The organism is Burkholderia sp. BE17, assembly GCF_009362305.1.
GTDB lineage: Bacteria > Pseudomonadota > Gammaproteobacteria > Burkholderiales > Burkholderiaceae > Burkholderia > Burkholderia pyrrocinia_C.
This window is the reverse complement of record NZ_WHNU01000025.1, coordinates 42,589-64,867: the sequence shown is the minus strand read 5'-3', so window position 1 is coordinate 64,867 and position 22,279 is coordinate 42,589. Positions and strand designations below refer to the sequence as shown.

17 protein-coding genes are annotated in these 22,279 nt (G+C 66.8%); 8 read left to right on the top strand and 9 right to left on the bottom strand.

The genetic code is table 11. The annotated features are described in order from the left end of the window. Positions 1 to 21 precede the first annotated feature (21 nt). From GD429_RS21795 to GD429_RS21770, 6 genes are all read right to left on the bottom strand, one after another. Positions 22 to 963 carry an ABC transporter substrate-binding protein gene (locus GD429_RS21795; RefSeq protein ID WP_152859784.1) on the bottom strand — a complete coding sequence of 314 codons (942 nt, stop codon included), beginning with the start codon at positions 961 to 963 and terminating at the stop codon, positions 22 to 24. Positions 964 to 1,015: 52 nt separating this feature from the next. Next, on the bottom strand, positions 1,016 to 1,576 hold the full coding sequence (locus GD429_RS21790; protein WP_152859782.1) for a GNAT family N-acetyltransferase: 561 nt from the start codon (positions 1,574 to 1,576) through the stop codon (positions 1,016 to 1,018). Between the two features lie 316 nt (positions 1,577 to 1,892). Beyond that, on the bottom strand, positions 1,893 to 2,102 hold the full coding sequence (locus GD429_RS21785; RefSeq protein ID WP_152859781.1) for a type II toxin-antitoxin system MqsA family antitoxin: 210 nt from the start codon (positions 2,100 to 2,102) through the stop codon (positions 1,893 to 1,895). A 31-nt stretch (positions 2,103 to 2,133) separates the two neighbouring features. Further along, positions 2,134 to 3,168 carry a succinylglutamate desuccinylase/aspartoacylase family protein gene (locus GD429_RS21780; protein ID WP_152859779.1) on the bottom strand — a complete coding sequence of 345 codons (1,035 nt, stop codon included), beginning with the start codon at positions 3,166 to 3,168 and terminating at the stop codon, positions 2,134 to 2,136. Between the two features lie 242 nt (positions 3,169 to 3,410). Continuing rightward, on the bottom strand, positions 3,411 to 3,683 hold the full coding sequence (locus GD429_RS21775; protein ID WP_152859912.1) for a hypothetical protein: 273 nt from the start codon (positions 3,681 to 3,683) through the stop codon (positions 3,411 to 3,413). A 260-nt stretch (positions 3,684 to 3,943) separates the two neighbouring features. After that, positions 3,944 to 5,494: a sensor domain-containing diguanylate cyclase gene (locus GD429_RS21770; protein WP_152859777.1), complete on the bottom strand. Its 1,551-nt coding sequence runs from the start codon at positions 5,492 to 5,494 to the stop codon at positions 3,944 to 3,946. Between the two features lie 552 nt (positions 5,495 to 6,046). On the opposite strand from GD429_RS21770, the gene GD429_RS21760 reads away from it, so the two are divergent. The 3 genes from GD429_RS21760 to GD429_RS21750 are packed head-to-tail and all read left to right on the top strand — an operon-like array spanning position 6,047 to position 10,913. Then, complete coding sequence (locus GD429_RS21760; protein ID WP_152859775.1) at positions 6,047 to 8,962, top strand: xanthine dehydrogenase family protein molybdopterin-binding subunit; 2,916 nt, start codon at positions 6,047 to 6,049, stop codon at positions 8,960 to 8,962. Beyond that, complete coding sequence (locus GD429_RS21755) at positions 8,959 to 9,657, top strand: (2Fe-2S)-binding protein (protein WP_152859773.1); 699 nt, start codon at positions 8,959 to 8,961, stop codon at positions 9,655 to 9,657. The genes GD429_RS21760 and GD429_RS21755 overlap by 4 nt, the downstream gene beginning before the upstream one ends. Further along, positions 9,654 to 10,913, top strand: a complete 1,260-nt coding sequence (locus GD429_RS21750) for a cytochrome c (RefSeq protein ID WP_152859771.1) — start codon at positions 9,654 to 9,656, stop codon at positions 10,911 to 10,913. Before GD429_RS21755 ends, GD429_RS21750 begins: the two co-directional genes overlap by 4 nt. A gap of 423 nt (positions 10,914 to 11,336) precedes the next feature. On the opposite strand, the gene pal is transcribed toward GD429_RS21750, so the two are convergent. From pal to GD429_RS21730, 3 genes are all read right to left on the bottom strand, one after another. Then, positions 11,337 to 11,828 carry a peptidoglycan-associated lipoprotein Pal gene (gene pal / locus GD429_RS21745; protein ID WP_152859769.1) on the bottom strand — a complete coding sequence of 164 codons (492 nt, stop codon included), beginning with the start codon at positions 11,826 to 11,828 and terminating at the stop codon, positions 11,337 to 11,339. Positions 11,829 to 12,237: 409 nt separating this feature from the next. After that, on the bottom strand, positions 12,238 to 13,434 hold the full coding sequence (locus GD429_RS21735) for a porin (protein WP_152859767.1): 1,197 nt from the start codon (positions 13,432 to 13,434) through the stop codon (positions 12,238 to 12,240). A gap of 502 nt (positions 13,435 to 13,936) precedes the next feature. Beyond that, positions 13,937 to 14,638, bottom strand: a complete 702-nt coding sequence (locus GD429_RS21730) for a FadR/GntR family transcriptional regulator (RefSeq protein ID WP_152859765.1) — start codon at positions 14,636 to 14,638, stop codon at positions 13,937 to 13,939. A gap of 365 nt (positions 14,639 to 15,003) precedes the next feature. Between GD429_RS21730 and GD429_RS21725 the strand changes: the two genes are divergently transcribed. The 5 genes from GD429_RS21725 (at position 15,004) to GD429_RS21705 (ending at position 21,513) form a co-directional block, all read left to right on the top strand. Beyond that, positions 15,004 to 16,026, top strand: coding sequence for a zinc-binding alcohol dehydrogenase family protein (locus tag GD429_RS21725; protein WP_152859763.1), 1,023 nt, complete (start codon positions 15,004 to 15,006; stop codon positions 16,024 to 16,026). 17 nt (positions 16,027 to 16,043) lie between these two features. Then, the gene (locus tag GD429_RS21720) at positions 16,044 to 17,156 is read left to right on the top strand and encodes a mannitol dehydrogenase family protein (RefSeq protein WP_152859761.1); all 1,113 of its coding nucleotides are present in this window, start codon (positions 16,044 to 16,046) and stop codon (positions 17,154 to 17,156) included. A gap of 88 nt (positions 17,157 to 17,244) precedes the next feature. Then, complete coding sequence (locus tag GD429_RS21715; protein WP_152859759.1) at positions 17,245 to 18,552, top strand: enolase C-terminal domain-like protein; 1,308 nt, start codon at positions 17,245 to 17,247, stop codon at positions 18,550 to 18,552. Positions 18,553 to 18,591: 39 nt separating this feature from the next. Next, positions 18,592 to 19,929: an MFS transporter gene (locus GD429_RS21710; protein WP_152859757.1), complete on the top strand. Its 1,338-nt coding sequence runs from the start codon at positions 18,592 to 18,594 to the stop codon at positions 19,927 to 19,929. Between the two features lie 42 nt (positions 19,930 to 19,971). Continuing rightward, on the top strand, positions 19,972 to 21,513 hold the full coding sequence (locus GD429_RS21705) for a UxaA family hydrolase (RefSeq protein WP_152859755.1): 1,542 nt from the start codon (positions 19,972 to 19,974) through the stop codon (positions 21,511 to 21,513). Positions 21,514 to 22,279: the final 766 nt, after the last annotated feature.

Sequence of the window (22,279 nt, the reverse complement as noted above, 5' to 3'; positions counted from 1 at the left end):
GGACGGAGGCGCGCGCGGCGCTCAGCTCTTCGGCAGCCCCGGCGGATTCGTGCGCGACTGGTCGATCGCTTCGGACGCGAGGTTCCAGCGGTCGAGCACCTGCTGGTAGCGGCCGTTCTTGATCAGCCCGTTCAGCGCGACGGTCAGCGGCTCGGCGAGCCCGCTGCCGCGGCGTGTCGCGATCGCGATGTCGGCCGTGCGCGGCCAGCCGCCGCTGATCGCGCCGACGAGCCGCGTCTTGCCCTGCTGAGCGCTCTGGTACGCGAGCACCGAGTTCACGCTGAACACGGCATCGGCGCGGCCCGACTGCACGGCGACGATGCGCATCGCCTGGTCGTCGTAGTACTGGATCTGCACGGGTTTCAGCCCGTGCGCGACGTTCTCGCGGTCCCACGCGAGCAGGATCTTTTCCTGGTTGGTGCCGGCGTCGGTCACGACGCGCAGCCCCGCGACATCCTTCGGCTCGCGGATCGCCTGGATCTTGCTGTCGTTGCGCACGTAGAAGCCGACCAGATCGTGGCGGTACGACGAGAAATCGAATTTCTGCTTGCGCTCCTCGGTGACGGTCACGTTCGAGATCACCGCGTCGACTTTCCCGGATTCGAGCGCGAGCGGCCAGTCGGCCCACGCGAGCGCGACGATCTTCAGCTTGCGGCCGAGGCTGTCGGACACGAGCTGGCCGACATCGGCGTCGAAGCCGACCACCGTGCGCGCGTCGGTCGCATACGAGCTGATCGGCGGCAGGCTCGGCGCGATGCCGATCGTCAGCGTGCCGGGCTCGGCGAACTTGAACGTCGCGGGCACCGCGCGTTCGACGGCCGCATCGGCCGCGCCGCGCGGGCGACCGCGCTGCTCGGGGCTCAGGTCGAACGTCGCGGCGGCCGCGGCGAATGCGGTCAGGCCGATCAGCGTGGCGGCCAGCGTGCGGATGGCACGGGAAGAAAGCGGTACGGCTCGTTGCATGAAAACGTCCTGTTGTTGTGTGTACGGAGCGGAGTCGGGTGGAGCGGTGGGCTCAGCGCGGCAGCGCCGGCTCGGGCAACAGCGCCCACAGGTCGGCGAGCGTCGACGTGCGCGACGGATCGGCGAGATCCTTGCCGAACCGCAGGTGGAAATACGCTTCGGGGTCGATCGACGAATCGAACAGCCGCGTATAGCCGGTGCGGTCGTACAGCGCCCACGCTTCGGGCTGGCGAAAACCGGTGGTCAGGTACAGGCGGCGATAGCCCTGCTGCGCGGCGCGCAGTTCGAGCGCTTCGACGATGAGCCGCGCGAGGCCCTGACGGCGCAGGTCCGTGCGGGTCCAGATGCGTTTGAGCTCGGCGGTCTGCGCGTCGTAGCGCTTGAACGCGCCGCCGCCGATCGTTTCGCCGTCGCGCAGCAGCAGCACGAAGGCGCCTTCGGGCGGCGCGAACAGTTCGGCCGGGTAGCGCGCGAGTTCGTCGCGTGCGGCCGCGCGGCTGTCGGGGCGGTACGCGTTGTAACGGGTCGAATACTCGTCGATCAGCGCGTCGATCAGCGGCTGCGCGCGGACGTCGAGCGGCGACGTGTCGATGATGCGGTCGGTCGTGGCCATGGGCATCGCGAAGGGCGCGCGATGCGGACGTTCCTTTCGGGGTGTGGGCATATGGCCCGTCCGGTCTGTTCCGTTATCGCGGCGCGGTTGTCGTGATGACGGCGGCCGGTGCGCATCCTGCGACGCATGCGACGGGCCGCCGCCGTTTCGAACACGTTAGCGGCGCGGCCGGCAAAGGCGAACGAAGCAATTTCGATAAGGATTTCGCGGCAGGCGTCAGAAGGCTTGCAGCGGGAGTGGGGTGGGGCGAGCGCGAAAGAGGCGCTCCGTGCAGAAGCGCCCGTTTGATGAGTGCGGGGCGACGGACGACGCGCGGCTACGTCGCCTGACCTTGTATCTGTGTTGAGAACCGTGTCATCGCTTCGCCGAGGCGGCTTGCATTTTCGATGTCCAGCACGGATTCCTCGCATGCCGGGCAGAAGTCGCCCGTTATGCGCGGTATGACGGTGGAGTGACCTTGGCAGGTGTACGGAATGTCGCGCGTGTCACGGATCAGGTGCGCGCTACCGGAGGTAGGACATTTCATATTCGTGGTTTCCTGAACGATACGATCCGACTCATTGGCCGACGCTCGGCGCAGCCGACAACTCCGCCAGTTGAAACAGGCAATCGCCGCGTCGCACCTGCGCGGGCACGCGCTTGCACACCACTTCGCCGTCGCCGTTGAACCGGTGCAGCATCGGTTCGCGCAACGGCGTATCGGGGAAATGCACCCACGCGGCCGGTTGTCCGGCCTTCACCTGGTCGCCGAGTTCGACGAGCGGCTCATACAGCCCGCGTTCGTACGCATAGACGAAGTGGCGGTCGCCGTCGACGCGCAAGAAGCGCGTGACGGTCGGCGGCGCGTCGGGCACGAGCGCGCCGCGCAGCAGGCCGATATAACCGAGGTAGTGCAGCAGCCCGTGGCGGCCGAGCCGGATCAGCGAAGGATCGGCCATGCCCGCGCCGCCGAGTTCGGTCACGATCGAGATCGCGCCTTGCCGGCGCGCGGCCGACGCCGAATGCACCGGGTTCGGCGCGTGCAGCAGCGCATTCGGCAAGCCGAACGCGACCAGCAGCCCGTTGAGCTTCGCGGCTTCGTCCGCGTCGAGCGGATCGATCGCGAGCATGTTGCCGCCCTGGTACAGCAGCGAGCTGCCGCCCGAGTGCAGGTCGACCAGGTACTGCGCACGCGACAGCAGCGCATGCTCGATGTAGTGGGCGATCATCTGCGTCGGCGTGCCGGTCGGATCGCCGGGGAAACTGCGGTTCAGGTTGCCTTCGTCGAGCGGCGACACGCGCAGGCCCGCATCTGCCGCGGGGAAGTTCGCCATCGGCAGCAGGATCAGCTGCCCGCTGACCATCTCGGGTTCGATCTCGCGCATCAGCTGCGACACGATGATCTGGCCTTCGTACTCGTCGCCGTGGTTGCCGGCCATCACGAGCGCGACCGGGCCGTCGCCGTTGCGGATCGACGCGATCGGGATCGGCAGCCAGCCGTACGCCGAGCGGTGCACGGAATGCGGCAGACGCAGGTAGCCCGCGTGCTTGCCTGGCGCGTCGAGATCGATTTCGCAGTGGATGGGGTTTCGCTGTGAGGAAGGTGCGGTCATGGCGGCATCGTTCGATGAACGGAATCTGCCATCTTATCGGGAAACGACCGCCGCGCGGCGCGCGGGGAACGCGCAACGCCGACCGCCGTCAACCGGGATGCGCGCGGATGCGCATGGCGAGTCGAAGTTCCGATACGCGAGACCGCGCGCGATGTTGCACCGGTGAACGCATGGCGGCGGCATGCGATCGTCAGGTTTCGCGCCAAACCCTTGCCGCGACAGGGCCGGCGCGCGCGGCCGGCTTACCGGCCCGATGTTTCAGCTTCGATACGTCCTTCTTCCCACAGCGCCCAGAAACGGCTGCCGGCGCGATACGGATTCGCGCGCCGCGCGCCGTAATCGGTGACGCCCTGGCGAAACGCGCCATACAGCGTCAGCGGCGGATTGTCGACGCACGCGGCTTCGCGGGCGGGCGTGCGGCGCTCGAAAACGAGCCGCCGGATCAGGGACGCGCCGTCGATCACGGTTTGTTCGTCGATCGTTTCGGTTCGGGCGAGGACTTCGACGGTATTCATGTTGGGCTCCCTGAGATGTTCTTTCCCCATCAAGAAGCAATAAGAATGCCAACCGCGAAATGGTGCCCGCTGCATCGATCGTGCAGGCTTCTGCGGTCAACGTAACGGGTGGCGAAGGGCGATGTTACGGAACACGTCACGTGACACGCGAGCGCGCGCCGCGACGTGCGAACACGCGACGCGTTTCGGAATTGAATCGCCGGGAGGATGCGGCCGGTAGTGGAAACGACGATGAACGGGCCGGGCGTGCCGTCAGGAGGTCAGCTCGCGGTGGCCGGCGCCACGCGCCGGCTGCCGTTCGAATAGAAGCGGTAGATGCCCTTGCCGGCCGATTTCGCGTCGTACAGCGCGCTGTCTGCCTGGCGGATCAGTTCGTCGGGAGAGCCGTGACCGTCGTCGAGCGCGATGCCGATGCTGATCCCGAGGTTGACGATCTTGCCCATCGACAACGTGTACGGTGCCGAGATCTGCCGGATGATGCGCGCGGCGAGGAGCGAGCACGCTTGCATCGTCGTGTCGTCGATCGCGACGACGAATTCGTCGCCGCCGATGCGCGCCGCAAGCTCGCCGGGCGGCAGCGTCTTGCCGAGCCGCTCGGCGACCTGAGTGAGCACGTCGTCGCCGGCCTGATGGCCGAAGCGGTCGTTGATCGCCTTGAAGCCGTCGAGGTCGAGATACATGACGGCGAGCGACGGGCCGGGCATGCGCGGCCGCTGCGCGAGCATCCGCTTGAGCTGGGCATGCAGTTCGTGGCGGTTCGGCAAACCCGTCAGCGCGTCGTGCCGCGCGAGATGCCTGATGTGCTGCTCGGTCTGGCGCCGCGTGGTGACGTCCTCGACGATGACCACTGCGTTGCCGTCCGGCACGCGGTGGCGCGTCAGTTCGAGCTGGCGGCCGTCGGCGAGCACGATGTCGAACGGCTCCGGCTCGTCGCGGGTCAGCCAGACGTCGCACTGCGCGGCGAGACCGGCGCCGCCGGGATCGCACATGGCGTTCGCGCCGAGCGCCGCGACGACGTGGGCCAGCGGCGTATCGAGCATGATCTCGCGCGGCGAGCCGAACAGCTGCGCGGTACGGCGGTTCGCGACGATCACGCGAGTCTCGCTGTCGATCATGCACAGGCCATGCGGCATGTAGGTGAGGGCGGCGTCGAAGCGTGCGACGAGTTCGGCGTTGCGCTGGCGCGCGGCGATCAGCGCGACGAGCACGCGGTAGTGGCGCTGGACGACGGTGCGCATGGCCGCGAGATAGATCGCGAGCGGCGGCAGCAGCAGCCACGCGCCAGGCCGGTGGGCCAGCAGCGCGCCGATGCCGATCGGCAGCACGCCGAGCGTGACCTGCGTCATCGCGAGCCGCGGCAGCGCCGAATTGCGCGACGCGATTCCGCCGAACACGCCGCCCGCGACCATCACCGACAGCGTGCCGAGCTCGACGTCGACGGCGTCCACGCAACCCATCACGCCGAGGCCGAGCACGAAGCATGCCGTGAGCGACACGGGCGCATAGCGCCTCGCCCAGTATTCGGCGCGGTCGTCGCCGGCGTCGCGGCGCACCGTGTACGCATGCGCGATGGCGAGCCGGGCGGCGAGCAGGCTGATGTCGGTGATGAGCCACACGAGACACCAGAGCTGCTGCAGCCGGATCAGCGCGACGGCCGCGACGAAGCCGCTCGCGAGTCCGGACATCGCCATCGGGCGAATATCTTCGAACAGCGTGACCAGCATCGACGGGCGCAACGCCGCCGTGACATGGTGGTTGCCGGAGGAGGGTGTGGCGAGAACGGAGTTCAGGATGGATGCCCTGACTGCCATGGTTTTTGACCTCGACACGAGTCGCGATGGCTGGCGGCGCACGCACGGCACGTGGCGGAAGCGCCGGCAAGCCGGATACGCGCGACATTACCATGAAACACGGGCAGCGCGGGGTGCCCGGACGCATGGCAGCGGCACGTCGCTAGCACCGGATACCGAGTCGGCCGCCGGTCGTCGACCACACCTGCGAACGCCTTGTGCATTCGACGGGGCGGAGGCCGCATCGTTGCGAACGGAACGATGTGCGGGAACGATGTGCGGCGGCCGACCGGAGACCGGCACGCGATGCGTGCGCGCTCGGCTGCCGGGCGCTGTCGATGCGGAGCGAAGCCGATGAGCGGCATAAATGCACGCCAACGCACGCAAACGGCGGACCGATCGCACCCCGCGACCACGCGCCGCAGCCCGGCCGAATCCCGTTATAAGAAATTCAATAAGTATTTCATGCGGGAAATACTATAGGCGATATATCGAAAACAATGCCAGAATGCGCGCCGCTCCGAACGCCGCGACACCCGATCGCCGTCCGAGCCGCATCAGGAGGTTCCCCCAATGAAAAACCACGGCCTGTCACGGCGGGGTTTTCTGAAAGCCAGCGTGCTGGCGGGCGTCGCGGTGTATGTCGCGCCGCTGGGCAGCCGCGCATTCGCGGCGCTCTTCGAAGAAAAGCTCCTCACCCCCGTCAAATGGGATAGCGTCACCGGCATCCCCCAATTCCGCATCGACGGCATCGCGAAGGTCACGGGCTCGAAAGTGTTCGCCCGCGACGTCCGCGCGGCCGACATGCCGCACTGGCCGCAGCAGCAGTCGCATGCGCTGATCCTGCGCGTCACGCAGGCCGACCGCACCTACGAAGGCTTCGACCTGTCGCTGCTCGGCGACGACCTGAAACCGGACCGCGTGGTCACGGCCGACGATCTCGCGCGCGACGGCGTCGCGTTCCCGGCGTTCTACGGCGACGACATGCTGTTGCCGGCCGGCAAGACGCCCGCGTATCTCGGCCATGCGGTCGCGATCCTGATCTATCACGACTTCGCGCGCTTCCGCTTCGCGAAGAACGCGCTCAAGTTCCGCGACGACGTGATCCGTTACGGCGCGGTCACGGGCCCGCTCGAGCGCGATCCGTGGGGCACCTTCCGCTATGTGCGCGTGGGCGGCAAGACGGCCTACGACGACGATGTCTATTCGAGCCTGAAGGACGCGCCGATCTTCCCGAGCATGATGCGCAAGCACCTGCCGGTATGGCCGGACGGCAAGGAGCACGGCAAGCTCGACGAGCAGGGCATGTTCCTCGCGGCGCAGATCGCCGCCGAGCTCGACCACCCGACGGCCGACTGGCTCGTGTTCGATCGCGAGTACAACACGCAGTCGGTCGATACGGCCGCGCTCGAACCCGACAACGCGAACTGCTGGTACGACGCCGCGACGCAGTCGCTGCACCTCGTCGTGCCGACACAGTCGCCGCTCGAAGTGGCCGAGAGCGCGGCCGCGATGGTCGCGAAATGCCGCTTCCCGGTGAAGAAGCTGTTCGTGCATCCGTGCTACACGGTCGGCTACGGTTCGAAGGATCACTTCAACGTGCCGTTCTACGGGCTCGTCTGCGCGCTGTACGCGGACGGCCGCCCGGTGCGTTTCGCGAACGATCGCTACGAGCAGTTCCAGACGTCGCTGAAGCGTCACGCGTTCAAGATGCACTACCGGATCGCGGTCGACCGCAACACGGGCTTGCTGCAGTCGTTCAAGGGCGACTTCGAGGCGAACGGCGGCGGGCGCTCGAACTTCTCGCCGTCGGTGGCGATGGTCGGCGCGACGGCCGCGCAATCGATCTACTACTTCCCGAAGAGCGACCTCGCGGCGGTGGCGATCGCGTCGCGCGCGATCGACGCCGGTTCCGCACGCGGCTACGGCACGCTGCAGAGCATGGCCGCGACCGAGATGGCGGTCGACGAGATCGCCGCGCAACTGAACCTCGACCCGATCGATTTCCGGCTGCGCAACGCGCTGCGTTCGGGAATGAAGAACACGCAGGGCGCGATTCCCGCCGGCGCGCTGCGCGTCGACGAAGTGCTGGAGCGCGCGAAGCAGCATCCGCTGTGGACGCGCCGCGTCGCGCGCAAAGCCGAATTCGAGGCCGCGAACCCGGGCAAGCGCTACGGCGTCGGCTTCGCGTGCGTGCAGAAGGATTTCGGCACGGGCGCGGAAGCGTCGTTCGCGAAGGTCGAGTTCGACGAGCACGGCAAGGTGTCGCTGCAGCACACGGCTGCCGAGATCGGCACGGGCATGTCGACGTCGCAGGCCGTCGCGGTCGCGAAATGGCTCGGCCGTCCGGCGACCGAAGTACGGGTGGCCGTGACCGAATGGCCGGACCTGCCGGTCGAGACGAGCGGCGATCCGTACATCATGTCGCAGGCCGACCAGGATCGGCTCAGCGCGAACCCGCGCTGGTCGCCGAACTATGCGTCGCCGTCGAGCGCGACGAATTCGGCGTACTACTTCACGCACAGCACGCGCGAAGCCGCGCGCGCGGTGTTCCGCTACGGGCTGTGGCCGGCGGCGATGTCGATCTGGACGCGCGGCCTCGGCGGCGGCCAGGCCGCGCCGTACACGATCCGCATCGAGGACGCGCGCTGGGTCGACGGCAAGCTGACCGCCGACGGCCTCGAGCCGCTGACGTTCGAGCAGCTCGCGAAGCAGGCGCACGCGCTCGGCCTGCCGACCGGCGCCGTCGTGCACGTGTTCAACCGCTGGCAATGGACCGACGCCGAGTTCGAGGTGGGCGGCACGGTCGAGCGTCTGCCGATCGACGGGCTGTCGCTGCGCGTCGGCGCGCCGAAGACGGGCGACAAGACGGGCGACAAGACAGGCGACAAGACAGGCGACGGCAGCGGCCCGGTGCCGGGCACCGCCGCGCCGGCCGGCGCGACCGCGATGCGCGGCGCGCTGCCGCCGACCGCGAACGGCTACCGCGTGCTCGACCGCAAGCGCGTGTTCATTCCGCCGACGAGCCGCAACAACGCGGCCGTCACGTACTACACGGCCGTCGGCACGCTCGTCGAGCTGGCCGTGCACGAGGCGACCGGCAAGGTCGAACTGCTCACGCACCACTCGATCATGGAATGCGGCAACCAGATTTCGCCGCAGCTCGTGTCGGGCCAGTTGCAGGGCGGCCTCGCGATGGGCATCGGCCATGCGCTGCATGAATACCTGCCGCTTTACGAGGACGGCCCCGGCAACGGCACGTGGAACTTCAACCGCTACCCGTTGCCGCGCGCATCCGACGTCGCCGTGTGGTCGCAGACGGGCGACATCCTGCCGCCGCTGTCCGAGACCGATCCGCCGAAGGGCGTCGCCGAAGTGGTGATGATCCCCGTCGTCGGCGCGATCGTGAACGGCATCGCGCACGCGATCGGCCATCGTTTCACCGACCTCCCGGTGACCCCGCAAAAGATTCAGGAGGTGCTCGCATGACGACCGCCCAATCCGCGGCTTCGGCCGCGAGCGCCAGCGCGGCTGCGACCGGCGCTTCCGAGCCGACCGCGGCTTCGGCCGCACCGGCGTCAGCCCCGGCATCCGCGCCGGCCGCAGCTCCGGCAGCCATCGAGCGTCCGCTCGTCCGGTTTCAGCAGAAACCGCTGTCGGTCAACATCAACGGCAAGTCCGTCGGCCCGATGCAGGTGCCCGAAGGGCTGATGATGATCGAGTTCCTGCACGAGTACGCGGGCCTCACCGGTTCGCGGCTCGGTTGCGGGCAGGGCATCTGCCATGCATGCGTCGTGATCGTCGACAAGCCGGACGGCACGAGCGAGGAAATGCGCACCTGCATCACCGGCGCGCACTTCTTCCACGGCCGCTCGATCCGCACGATCGAAGGCCACGCGAAGCGCAACGACGCGGGTGAAGTGGTCGAGCTGTCGCCGATCCAGCAGAAGTTCCTCGAGCACTTCAGCTTCCAGTGCGGCTACTGCACGCCGGGCTTCGTCAACGCGGCGACCGTGCTGATCGAGCGCCTGAAGCGCGAGCCGGTCGCGAAGGCCGACGTCGAACGCGCGATCACCGACGCGCTCGACGCGCACATCTGCCGCTGCACGGGCTACGTCCGCTACTACGAAGCCGTGAAGGACGTGGTGCTGACGACGCCGGGACTCGTGAAGGACGCCGCATGAAACGCACATTCGCCCATCGTGTCGCGCGGGCCGCGGGCGTGCCCGCGCTCGCGGCGGCCTGCGCGCTGCTGCTCGCCGCCTGCGGCGGCCATGACGCGCCGGCCTCGAGCGCGGCTTCCGGCGCGCCCGGTGCCGACCCGGTCGCGCGCGGTCGTTATCTCGTCAAGGCCGCCGACTGCGCGGCGTGCCACACCGCGAAGGACGGCGCGCCGTTCGCCGGCGGCGCGAAGCTCGATTCTCCGTACGGCACGTTCTACGGTTCGAACATCACGCCCGACAAGGATCACGGAATCGGCAGCTGGAGCGCGGACGACTTCCATGCCGCGCTGCACGACGGCAAGGCGCCGGGCAAGCGGCTGTATCCGTCGATGCCGTACACGTCGTACCGGCAGCTCACGCGTGCCGATACCGACGCGATGTACGCGTACCTGATGACGGTCAGGCCGGTCGCGCAGGAAAACCGTGCGCACGAGCTGAAGTTCCCGTACAACCTGCGCTTCGGCATGGCCGTGTGGGATCTGTTGTTCCTGAAGGACAGCCTGCCGGACGCGTCGGCCGGGCAATCCGCCGACTGGCAGCGCGGCCGTTATCTGGCGAACGCGCTCGGCCACTGCGCGGAATGCCACACGCCGCGCACGTTCACGGGCCAGCTCGACGGCGCAAAGCCGCTCGCGGGCACCGCGCTCGGCCGCGTGGCCGCGCCCGACATCACGCCGGCCGGCCTCGCCGCGCGCGGCTGGACGGGCACCGACCTGCAGACGTTCTTCGGCGTCGGCATCGCGCCGCAAGGCTCGGCGTTCGGCGAGATGTATCCGGTCGTGCACCTGAGCACGCAGACCCTGACGAAGGACGACCTGCGCGCGCTGTCCGTGTACCTGCTCGGCGACACGCCGCCCGCGCCGCAACCGGTGAAGCCGGTTGCCGCCGACGCCGCGCAGCTCGCGGCCGGCCGCTCGGTGTATCTCGCGGTGTGCGCGGGCTGTCACGGCTTCGACGGCGAAGGCAAGCCGCACGTTGCGGTGCCGATGAACGGCAACTCGACGGTGCGCCAGGGCGATCCGCGCAACCTGCTGGTCGCGATGCTCGACGGTATCGACGAGCAGAAGTTTGCCGGCTTCGAAAACCTGCAGCCGATGCCGGGTTTCGCGCACACGCTGAGCGACGACGAACTCGCCCAGCTCGCGAACTACCTGCGCGCGACGTGGGGCGGCCAACCCGCGAGCGTCACGCCGGCCGACGTGAAGGCGATGCGCTAAGTCCAAGTCGTGCCGCAGGGCGGGGCGTCGCGCGCGATGCAGCCGGTTTCCGGTGATCGCGCGCGATGCGTCGCCCGACTTTTCGAGGCGGCTCTTCAGTAGCCACCTCCGCCACCGCCTCCGCTGCCTCCCGAACCGCCGCCGCCGTACCGGCTCATGCCCGGTCCTTGCGAACCGCCGCCGCTCGGCTGCGTACATCCCGCCGACAGCACAAGCATTAGCGCCGCGATCAGCGCCGCGGCCAACGTTGTCGATTTCATTGCAATCTCCTTGCAGCGCGCAGTCCGCAGGACAGGCCGGTTCGCGTGAACCGCGCGTCTGCGCGATGAAGAAACGTCTCGGGCGGGCCTTTTATTCCATGCTTTTTGCGTATCGTCGCGGGCGATGGTGCCGGATCGGATGCGCCGCCGTGGCGGCGTCCGGTCAACGATAGACGAGATCGGCGCGGCGGTTCTGCGCCCACGAATCCTCGTCGTGGCCGAGCGCGACCGGCTTTTCCTTGCCGAGGCTGACAGCCTCGAGTTGCGTGGCCGGCACGCCGAGCGTTTCCAGTGCGCTCAACACGGCTTGCGAACGGCGTTGGCCGAGCGCGAGGTTGTATTCGGACGTCCCGCGTTCGTCGGTGTTGCCCTGGATCAGCACGCGCCGCGACGGATGGCCGCGCAGGTAGTCGGCGTGCGCCTGCAGCAGCGACTGGAATTCCGGCTTCACGGAGTACGCGTCGAAATCGAAATAGATGCTGCGCTTCGCGAGCGGGCTGTTCGGATTGTCGAGATCGTCGGCCGTCACCGTTGCGACGGCTTCGCTCGAGGGTGTCGGCGCCATGCCGGCATTCTCGGGTGTTTTCGCCGCGTGGTGGCAACCGGCCAGCAGTGCGACGGCTGCCAGGACCGCAAATCGGTTCGTTTTGCTCATCGTTCGTCTCCAGCGGTTGACTGCGATGGAAGCGTGGTGCGTGCCATCTGCACGTACGTATCCGGCTACAACGGCGCGAAAGGTCCGGCTTCGTCGGCGTGATGCTGGTTCGTAAGCCGGCGGTGCGCCATATGAAAGTTTGTTGCGCCCGGAACGCCGAATCACGGCGTCGCTGCAAACAGATTAGGAAAAATGTCACAGCGCGACCAGTTTCTCCGCATTTTTTGCGCGGACGCGACAGTCCGGGACGCATTCTTGCTCCCGCCGGCGGCGCGCGGTACGCAATGCCACAGCGAAATGGCAGCGCACGGGCGCGGCCATTTCTGCACAGGTCGCCTCGATCGAGCGGGGCTCGAAACGCGTGCCTAACGCAATCGACCGGGCAGTGCAGCGGCGCCGCGCCGCGTCGTCAGAACTTGTGCCGCAGCCCCAGTGCGACGACGACCTGGTTGCTGTTCGCCGAAGGCGTCAGCGTCCAGACGGTCGCGTTGAACGCGGGATTGCCGTTGCCGCCGCTCACGCTCTGGTAGACGCCTTCGAGATACGCGTCCGTGCGCTTGGACAGCGCATAGTCGGCCTGCGCGACGACCTGGTTCCACTTCGGGCGCGTCTGGCCCGTGCGCGTGTCGAAGCGGCCCATCGTGTACGTGTAAGCGGCGGCGACGCTCAACGCACGCGTGACGAAGTAGCGCCCGTCGACCGTGAAGTTGTCGAACACGAGCGATTCGCCTTTCAGCGGCGCGATATTGCTGCCCTGGAGCACGCCCGTCACGCCGTCGGTGGTCGAGTGCGACCACGCGGCGCCGATCGAATGCGGCCCGAACGCATAACGGCCGGCCGCGGCCCAGATCTGCTGGTTGCCGCCGGTGATCGTCGCCGAGCCGTCGACGGTGCTCAGCGCGCCGTCCGGGTTCGGCGCATTGCGGTCGCGGCTGATCTTCAGGTAGCCGGCGCCGAGCTTCAGCGGCCCGTTCGCATACGACAGCCCCGCGCTCCATGCCGCGTTGTTGGAGAACTGGCCGGCCGTGTTCGAGAAGCCGAACATCGCGCCGAACGTCAGCCCGTGGTACGTCGGGCTCGTGTATTTCACCGCGTTGTTGATGCGAAGGTTGCGGTTCGAATCGTCGTTGTCGTACGGATGGACCGCGAGGTTGCCGCCCCAGCCGGGGCCGGACGCGCCGAGCGGCGTCACGAAGTCGAGGATCAGGTCGTACTGGCGGCCGAACGTCAGCGTACCGGCGGTCTTCGAGCTCACGCCGATCCAGGCCTGGCGGCCGAACATGTCGACGCCTTTCTGCGACAGCTTGCCGGTGGTGCCCGAGAAGCCGTTTTCGAGCGTGAAGACCGCGGCCATGCCGCCGCCGAGATCCTCGCGGCCGCGCAGCCCCCAGCGCGACGCGTTCAGCGCGCCGCTCGTCATCGCGACGCTGCCGCTGCCGGGCGAGCCGGCGCCCTGCGTGCGCTGGTTGGTCGAGTAGGTGATCGACGTGTCGATCAGGCCGTACAGCGTCACGCTGCTCTGTGCGTGCGCGATGCCCGGCGCGAAGCCGGTCAGGCATGCGGCAATGACGGTCCCCGCGACGCGCGCGCCGGTATGCTTGTTCATCTGGTAGGAATGCATAGGAGTTTTTATCGTTGGTCCGGCGCGGTCGCCGGCGGGTCGCGCCGGCGTGCTGGCCGACGGATCGAGCGGCCATTATTGGAGATCGTGCGACGGTCGATTAAGGCGTTGCACAGGAAAGGTCCTCTGCGAAATCGCGCAGAATCGAGGCGTGTCGGTGTCGACGTTTGCGTTGGGGATTCAGTCGGAAGCGGGGCGCGTGTGGCGCAGGAGGGTGCGCGTCGTGGCGTTAGCGTCGGCGACGCGTTTCGGTTTCAGCGCGACATCTGGCGGTTCAAGCCGTCGGCGCGTGATCGTCTGTCCGGCGGGCAATCCGGATGAGATCGCTCCCGGGCAGCAGGTGATTGTCGGGTGACGGCTGTCGGCGCGTCCGGGTGGTGCTTGCGGACGTATGGCGGCGGCCGATCCTGAATCAGGCCATGGCGTTCTGGTGATATGCCTCGGAGCATCGCCCGACAGTGCGAATCGTTCACTGGCGCCGGGTGGGTCAGTTGCGCTCCTGCTCCAGCCAGCGTCGTTGCGACGCGTAAAGATGTGTCCGCATGGCTGCCTGTGCCATCAGCACTTCGCCATTCTCGAGCGCATGAAGGATCGATTCATGCTCCTCGAATGCCTTGGCCCACGTTTGCCTGCTCTCGGCCCGTGCACTGACGCGTGACGAGATCGGGCTGTGGCGTCCATCGAAAAGCTCGCCCACCAGTCGGACCAGAACGGAATTGCCCGTCATCGCTGCAATCGCCACGTGAAGTTCGCGATCGTGCTGGAGCGGCGAGCGGCCTTCCGCAATCGCGGATCGCATCGCTTCCACGGCGCGACGTACAGGCGCCAGCAGTTCGGGCGTCGCGCGGGCGCAGGCCAACTCGATCACGCAGCCTTCCAGCGCCGCACGGGCATTTGTCAGCTCGATCGGGTTTTCGCCAAGCGATGCCGCCGGCGCGGCCGCGGCCTTCGTGACGGCACACACGAACACGCCGGCCCCCATCCGCACTTCGACGATGCCCTCGATCTCCAGCGCAATGAGCGCCTCCCGAACGGACGGCCGCGAAACCCCCAGCTGTTGCGCGAGATCCCGCTCGGGCGGCAGGCGTTCTCCGTCGGCAAAGCGCCCCTCCTCGATCAGAGAGCGAATCTGGTCGGCGATGCGCTGATAGAGACGGCGGGTATCCACCTGATCGAACTGGCCCAGCAATGCTCCCCCCTCGCGGCGTATCGCGCATGTGTGTTCCGGAGCGATGAGTCTACTGCACCTTGGGTGGCCTGACCAATTTGTCAAGCCCTCTGGAGGCCAGTGTCAGAGTAGTTTGCACTCGGCTTTGAATTGGCCTTACCGGAGTGTCGTGAGTTGGCATCGTCTGCTGCTTGGTGTGTGCCGGGGGAGCGCCTTGTGTGGCGGGTGAGGCTTGTCAGGAGATTTCTCGGTAGCATTACAATCTAGGTGTTTTCCATGGATTTGGCTTAATTGGCTTGACCACAAATGGTCAGGCCAATAGCCTTCGTCTGGTCAGGCCAATTTGCATCAACACCGTCCTCTTTTCATACGTTATCGAGATCCCGATGAGAACAGTCATTTGCGAAGAACCCGGCCGCCTCGTTGTTGCCGAGCGTCCGATGCCGGCCGCGGGGCCCGACGATGTGCTGATTCGCGTGAAGCGGGTCGGCGTATGCGGTACCGACATGCACATTTTCACCGGCAACCAGCCGTATCTCGCCTATCCGCGCGTGATGGGGCACGAACTGGCCGGCATCGTCGAGAGCGCCCCGGCGGGCGCACGCGTCAAGGCCGGCGACCAGGTCTACGTGATGCCGTATCTGTCATGCGGCACGTGTATCGCGTGCCGGGCCGGCAAGACGAACTGCTGCACGCGAATCCAGGTGCTGGGCGTGCACGCGGACGGCGGCATGGCCGAATACCTCGCCGTCCCGCAGGCATTCGTGTTCGACGCGAACGGCGTCACGCTCGACCAGGCCGCGATGATCGAATTCCTCGCGATCGGCGCACACGCCGTGGCGCGTGCCGACGTCCGCTCCGGGCAGCGCGTGCTGGTCGTCGGCGCGGGTCCGATCGGCATGGCTGCGCTGATTTTCGCGACGCTGCGCGGCGCGCGGGTCAGCGTGCTCGACGGTCGCGCAGACCGGCTCGCGGTTTGCGAGACGGCGCTGGGTGCGCATGCCACCGTGCGGCTCGATACGACGGGGGAGGGCGCGGACGCGCGGCGTCTCGCGGCGCTCACCGACGATGAATTCTTCGACGTCGTGTTCGATGCCACCGGCAATCTCGCGGCGATGGAGCGCGGCCTCGACTTCGTCGCGCACGGCGGCAAGTACGTGCTGATCTCGCTCGTGAAAGGGCGCATCTCGTTCTCGGACCCGGAATTCCATAAACGCGAAACGACGCTGCTCGCGAGCCGCAACGCGACGCCGGTGGATTTCGAAACGGTGCTCGCCGCGATGCGTGCCGGCCAGGTTCCGACCGATGCGCTGAAGACGCACGCGCTGAGCCTGGCCGATCTGCCGGACCGCTTCGCGGAGCTGCTGGAACCGGACGCCGGCGTGATCAAGGCGCTCGTCGAATGCTGAGCGCGGACGGCAAACCGATGGCCAATCCGATCCTGCAATTCGGTACCAGCCGCTTCCTGCAGGCGCATGTCGACCTGTTCACGTCCGAAGCGCTGGCTGTCGGCCGCGCGCTCGGTGCGGTGACGGTCGTGCAGACGACGTCGAGCGCCGAGAGTCGCGCGCGCATCGATGCGCTGCGCGCGGCCGGGCGTTATCCGGTGAAAATCCGCGGCAGGCGGCACGGCGAGACGATCGACCGGCAGGTCGACTGCGTGGCGATCACGGAAGCGCTGCATGCGAGCGAGGACTGGGCGCTGTTGCGAGAGCGCGTGACGCACGACGTCCGGGTGATCGTATCGAACACCGGCGACAGCGGTTATGCGCTGTTCGACGACGACGGCGCGGACCTGCTCGACGGGCGGCGCACGCCGCGCGGGTTCGCGGCGAAGCTTGCGGTGCTGCTGCACGAGCGCTTCAGGGCAGGCGGCGAGCCCGTCACGCTGCTGCCGTGCGAACTCGTCGCGCGCAACGGCGACACGCTGCGCGACCTGGTGGTTGGTGTCGCGCGGGGCTGGCGCGCGGACGCGGCATTCGTCGATTACCTGATCGGCGGTTGCGTGTGGGTCAATTCCGTCGTCGATCGCATCGTGTCGGAGCCGATCCATCCGGTCGGCGCGATTGCCGAGCCGTATGCGCTGTGGGGTGTTCGGCGCACGGCCGGGATGACGCTGCCGTGCGAACACCCCGACATCGTCGTGACCGACGATCTCGAGCGCTACGAGCGCCTGAAACTGCTGCTGCTCAATCTAGGACACACGATGCTCGCGCAGCAATGGCTCACGCTCGGCGGTGCGGCGGACATGACGGTCGGTGCGGCGATGGACGATCCCGCATACCGCGAACCGCTCGAAGCGGTGTGGAACGACGAGGTGATGCCGGTGTTCGTCGCGCTCGGCGAGCGCGACGCGGCGCTGTCGTATCTGGACGAGGTACGCGACCGGTTCGCGAATCCATTCCTCGCACACCGGCTGGCCGACATTGCCGGCAATCACGACATGAAGAAGCTGCGACGCCTGCGCCCGGTGCTCGAAATGGCGCGCGCGCTGAAGTTGCCGATCGGGCAGCCGCGCCTGACCGCGGCGCTTGGATGAACGGCCGCAGCGGCACCGGCTCGTTGCAGGGGCGTCCGGGCGCGGCGACAAGACCAGACGAGATGAAACGACAAGGAGACAAGCAGCGATGACGACACGCATTATCGATGTGCAGGTACGTGACATCCGCTTCCCGACGTCGAAGAGCATGGACGGCTCCGACGCGATGAACGGAAATTCGGACTACTCGGCAACCTATGTGACGCTCGTCACAGATGCGCGCAACGGCATCGACGGGCACGGCCTGACCTTCACGATCGGCCGCGGCAACGAACTGTGCGTCGATGCGGTGAAGTCGCTTGCGAAGCTGTTCGTGATCGGCCGCTCGCTCGAGGAGATCACGGCGGACTTCGGCGCGTACTGGCACGAGATGGTCGCGGGCGATTGCCAGCTTCGCTGGGTCGGTCCCGAGAAGGGCGTGGTGCATCTCGCGACGGCCGCGCTGATCAATGCGATCTGGGACCTGTGGGCGAAAACGGCTGGCAAACCGGTCTGGAAGTTCCTCGTCGATATGACGCCCGAACAACTCGTGAGTTGCGTCGACTTCACGTACATCGACGACGTGCTGACCCGCGAGGAAGCCGTCGCGATGCTGCGGCGGGCGGCGCCGGGCAAGGCGCTGCGCGAACGGGAGATGCGCGGGCACGGCTACCCCGGCTACACGACCGCGGCCGGCTGGCTCGGCTACCCGGAGGACAAGATGCGCATGCTCGCGCGCGAGGCGGTCGCGGACGGGTGGACGCACCTGAAGCAGAAGGTCGGCGCGGATCTCGAGCAGGACGTGCGGCGCGCGCGGATCCTGCGCGAGGAACTCGGCTGGGAGCGCAAGCTGATGATGGATGCGAACCAGAACTGGGGCGTCGACGAGGCCGTCGCGAACATGCGCGTGCTCGCGCAGTTCGACCCGTGGTGGATCGAGGAACCGACCAGCCCCGACGACATTCTCGGTCACGCGGCGATCCGGCAGCGAATCGGGCCGATCGGCGTCGCGACCGGCGAGCACGCGCACAACCGCGTGATGTTCAAGCAGTTCTTCCAGGCGGGCGCGCTCGACTTCTGCCAACTCGATCCCGCGCGGCTCGGCGGGTTGAACGAAGTGCTTGCCGTCGTCCTGATGGCTGCGAAGTTCGGTGTGCCGGTGTGCCCGCACGGCGGGGGCGTCGGCCTGTGCCAGTACTCGCAGAACGTCGTGCTGTTCGACTACGTCGCGGTGTCGGGCTCGCTGGATCGGCGCGTGCTCGAATACGTCGATCACCTGCACGAGCATTTCGAGGCGCCGATCGTGATTCGCCGCGGGCGCTACATGCCGCAGGAGGCACCCGGTTACGGCGTCACGATGAAGGAGGCGTCGCTCGACGCATTTGCCTACCCGAACGGGCCCGAATGGCGGGCGTGAGCGAGCGGCCCCACGACGAGAACAATCCCGGAGACAACGATGAACCATGACCCGCAACAATCGCAGCACCTCGCCGGCGCGGTCCGGAAGGCCGCGATCCGGCTCCTGCCGTTCCTGACGCTGATGTACGCGCTGGCGTTTATCGACCGCGCGAACGTCGGTTTCGCAAAGATCGCCTATCAGGCCGATACGGGCCTGAGCGACGCGGCGTTCGCATTCGGCGCCGGTATCTTCTTCATCGGCTACGCGTTGTTCGAGGTGCCGAGCAACCTCATCATGAACCGCATCGGCGCCCGCGTATGGATGAGCCGAATCATGGTGACGTGGGGCTTCGTGTCGGCATCGATGATGTTTGCCCACATGCCGACGCAGTTCTACTGGATCCGTTTCCTGCTCGGTGCGGCGGAGGCCGGATTCTTTCCCGGGATCATCTTGTACCTGACCTACTGGTTTCCGGCGAAGGGGCGCGCCCGCGCGCTCGGGCTCTTCTACTTCGGCGTACCGATCGCGATGCTGATCGGCAATCCGCTGTCGGGCTTCCTGTTGCAGATGCATGACATGTTCGGCTTGCGGAACTGGCAATGGATGTACCTGGTCGAGGGCCTGATGGCGACCGTGGTCGGCGTGATCGCGTTCTTCTACCTGACGAGCCGGCCGAAAGACGCGCGCTGGCTGACCGACGACGAGAAGCGGGCGCTGAGCGATACGCTCGCCGCCGAGGAGCGCGCGAAGCCCCGGCATCTGTCGACGGCCGTGTTCGGCGTGCTGAAGGACCGCCGCGTGCTGACGTTCATTGCCGCGTACTTCTGCATCCAGATCGGCAATGCGCCGCTCGCGTTCTACCTGCCGTCGAAATTCGCCGCGACGATGGGCTCCCAGATCGATGGAAAGATCGGCCTGCTGCTGATGATTCCCTGGTTGTGCACGATCGCCGCGATGATCGTCGCGACCCGCTTCGCGGATCGTCGCGACAATCATCTGCAGGTCGCGGCCGGCATGCTGACGGTCGGGATCCTCGCGTTCGCTTCGCTGTCCGTGATCAATACGCCGGTGCTGACCTTGCTCGCATTCTGCATCGCGATTCCGGGCCTTGTCGCGTGCCAGCCGGTGTTCTGGTGCCTGCCGACACGTTATCTCGGCGGGACGGGCGCGGCGAGCGGCATCGCATTCATCGTGTCGATCGGCAATCTCGGCGGCTTCGTGTCGCCCCAGATCAAGGCGTTCGCGGACGCGGCGTCTCACGATTCGCGCGCCGGCTTCGTGGTCGTCGCCGCGTTGTGCTTCGTCAGCGTGCTGCTGCTGAGTTCGCTGCGCGGCATGGGGCACGCGGCGGCCGAAGGCACGCATGGCGGCGCGCAGGTCGGCACGCATCGATAGCCACGTCCAGCGCCACCCCACGACCCATCCAGGATCATCATCATGACTACCTCCGCCACCGAACAGGTCGCGATCCGACTGCATCCGAACGACGATGTCGTGATCGCGACGCGCCAGTTCGTATCCGGCGCCCGGATCGCATCCGAGGCGCTCGTCGTCGCCGGCCTGATTCCGCCCGGTCACAAGATCGCGACGCGCGACATCGCGAAAGGCGAGCCGATCAGGCGCTACAACCAGATCATCGGCGTCGCGCGCGAAGCGATCGCGCGCGGCCAGCACGTACACGTGCACAATCTCGGCATGGCCGAGTTCGCGCGCGAGCATGAATTCGGCGTGGCTGCGAGTCCGACGCTGTTCGACGATACGCCGGCGACTTTCATGGGCATTCGCCGAGCCGACGGACGGATCGCGACGCGCAATTACATCGGCATACTGACGAGTGTGAATTGTTCCGCGACGGTAGCCCGCGCGATCGCCGACCATTTCCGGCGCGATGTGCGCCCGCAGGCACTGGCCGATTATCCGAACATCGACGGGGTGATCGCGCTCACGCACGGGCTCGGCTGCGGAATCGACTCGCGCGGCGACGGGATCGCGATTCTTCGCCGAACGCTGGCCGGCTACGCCGCGCATCCGAACTTCCATTCGGTGCTGTTCATCGGCCTGGGGTGCGAGACCAACCAGATCGGCGATGTGCTTCGCGAAGGCGGGCACGCGGATGCCGCATGCTTGCAGCATTTCACGATTCAGGAAAGCGGCGGCACGCGCAAGACGATCGAGCGCGGCATCGCGATGGTCACGGACATGCTCGCGGAAGCGAACCGCACGGCGCGTGTCGCGGTGCCGGCATCGCATCTCGTGGTGGGGCTGCAGTGCGGCGGCTCCGACGGATACTCGGGCATCTCCGCGAATCCCGCGCTGGGTGCGGCGGTCGACCGCCTGGTACGCCAGGGCGGCACCGCGATACTCTCCGAGACGCCGGAAGTCTACGGCGCCGAGCATCTGCTTACCCGGCGCGCCGTCAGTCGCGAGGTCGGCGAGAAGCTGCTCGCGCGAATCGCGTGGTGGGAAGGCTATTGCGCGCGCAACGGCGCCGCGCTGGACAATAATCCGTCGGCCGGCAACAAGGCGGGCGGACTCACGACGATCCTCGAGAAATCGCTGGGCGCGATCGCGAAAGCGGGCACCACGAACCTCGTCGACGTGTTCGAGTACGCGCAGCGAATCGATACGCATGGCCTGGTCTTCATGGATTCACCCGGCTACGATCCGATGTCCGCGACGGGGCAGGTCGCGTCGGGCGCGAACCTGATCTGCTTCACGACCGGGCGCGGATCCGCCTACGGCTGCGCGCCGGCGCCGTCGCTGAAGCTTGCGACGAACACGGCGTTGTGGGAGCGTCAGGAAGAGGACATCGACATCAATTGCGGCGGTGTGATCGACGGCACGACGACGGTCGCCCGGCTGGGCGACGACATTTTCAGGAGCATGCTCGATTGCGCATCGGGCGGGCATTCGAAAAGCGAGTTGCACGGTTATGGGCAGAACGAGTTCGTGCCTTGGCAGGTGGGTGTGGTGACGTAGCCGGCAACTGCGTGTCGGCTGTGGCGATTGAGATTTCCGTGGGGAAATCTGCGAGACAAAACTGTGTTTCCAGGGTGCCTGTCGAATTGTCATGGTGATCCGTTCCGTCGCAGCCATCGCAGCCTCCGGCGCTGGATTGCCGGCGGTTTGCGATGGGTAGAAAAGCGGACATCCGAACCTGGCGACGACAATCAAATCCAGTTGCCCGCGGAATAGCGAGTTTCTCGGGCGGTCGTCAGTTGCACGTCAGTTCACCTCAATCTGTTGCGATCGTCTCAAGCGAGGCGCGTAACAGCTCGGTTTGCCAGGAGGCGCTCCATGCAGCGTCGACGTTGCATGCAATCGCGAGCCGACCGCCCGATTTCACCTCTGCCGGGAAGTTGATCGTGGATGCGTCGGCTTCCGGGTGGCTCGCAGGCACCGACTCAATTTCTCCCGTTTCTCCCGTTCTCCGCGTTACTCGACGAAGCCGGGACACGGCCGTCCAGGCGCCCCCATGGCGGGCGCGGGCGCCTGCGAACGAAAAACGACCGGCTCGGAAAGACGAAGACGCCCAGCGCAAATCCTCAACCAGGTTGCTTTCAATCGTCGAATTCGATTTCGACGTCTTGTAATTGAAGAGCAGAGAATTTCTCGTTCTTGTTGAATTCCGCAAATTGTAAACAAAAATAAAAATTCATCCGTGAATTCAGAATGTTTAATGCACGCCGGCTGAGTCAATTCAATCAGTAATATCAATCATCATGCGAAGCCGAATGGCGGGCGT

Bases quoted from the DNA above. Each gene is read 5' to 3' on its own strand.
- GD429_RS21795 (WP_152859784.1), bottom strand. From the start codon at position 963: ATGCAACGAGCCGTACCGCTTTCTTCCCGTGCCATCCGCACGCTGGCC.
- GD429_RS21790 (WP_152859782.1), bottom strand. From the start codon at position 1,576: ATGGCCACGACCGACCGCATCATCGACACGTCGCCGCTCGACGTCCGC.
- GD429_RS21785 (WP_152859781.1), bottom strand. From the start codon at position 2,102: ATGAAATGTCCTACCTCCGGTAGCGCGCACCTGATCCGTGACACGCGC.
- GD429_RS21780 (WP_152859779.1), bottom strand. From the start codon at position 3,168: ATGACCGCACCTTCCTCACAGCGAAACCCCATCCACTGCGAAATCGAT.
- GD429_RS21775 (WP_152859912.1), bottom strand. From the start codon at position 3,683: ATGAATACCGTCGAAGTCCTCGCCCGAACCGAAACGATCGACGAACAA.
- GD429_RS21770 (WP_152859777.1), bottom strand. From the start codon at position 5,494: ATGGCAGTCAGGGCATCCATCCTGAACTCCGTTCTCGCCACACCCTCC.
- GD429_RS21760 (WP_152859775.1), top strand. From the start codon at position 6,047: ATGAAAAACCACGGCCTGTCACGGCGGGGTTTTCTGAAAGCCAGCGTG.
- GD429_RS21755 (WP_152859773.1), top strand. From the start codon at position 8,959: ATGACGACCGCCCAATCCGCGGCTTCGGCCGCGAGCGCCAGCGCGGCT.
- GD429_RS21750 (WP_152859771.1), top strand. From the start codon at position 9,654: ATGAAACGCACATTCGCCCATCGTGTCGCGCGGGCCGCGGGCGTGCCC.
- pal (WP_152859769.1), bottom strand. From the start codon at position 11,828: ATGAGCAAAACGAACCGATTTGCGGTCCTGGCAGCCGTCGCACTGCTG.
- GD429_RS21735 (WP_152859767.1), bottom strand. From the start codon at position 13,434: ATGAACAAGCATACCGGCGCGCGCGTCGCGGGGACCGTCATTGCCGCA.
- GD429_RS21725 (WP_152859763.1), top strand. From the start codon at position 15,004: ATGAGAACAGTCATTTGCGAAGAACCCGGCCGCCTCGTTGTTGCCGAG.
- GD429_RS21720 (WP_152859761.1), top strand. From the start codon at position 16,044: ATGGCCAATCCGATCCTGCAATTCGGTACCAGCCGCTTCCTGCAGGCG.
- GD429_RS21715 (WP_152859759.1), top strand. From the start codon at position 17,245: ATGACGACACGCATTATCGATGTGCAGGTACGTGACATCCGCTTCCCG.
- GD429_RS21710 (WP_152859757.1), top strand. From the start codon at position 18,592: ATGAACCATGACCCGCAACAATCGCAGCACCTCGCCGGCGCGGTCCGG.
- GD429_RS21705 (WP_152859755.1), top strand. From the start codon at position 19,972: ATGACTACCTCCGCCACCGAACAGGTCGCGATCCGACTGCATCCGAAC.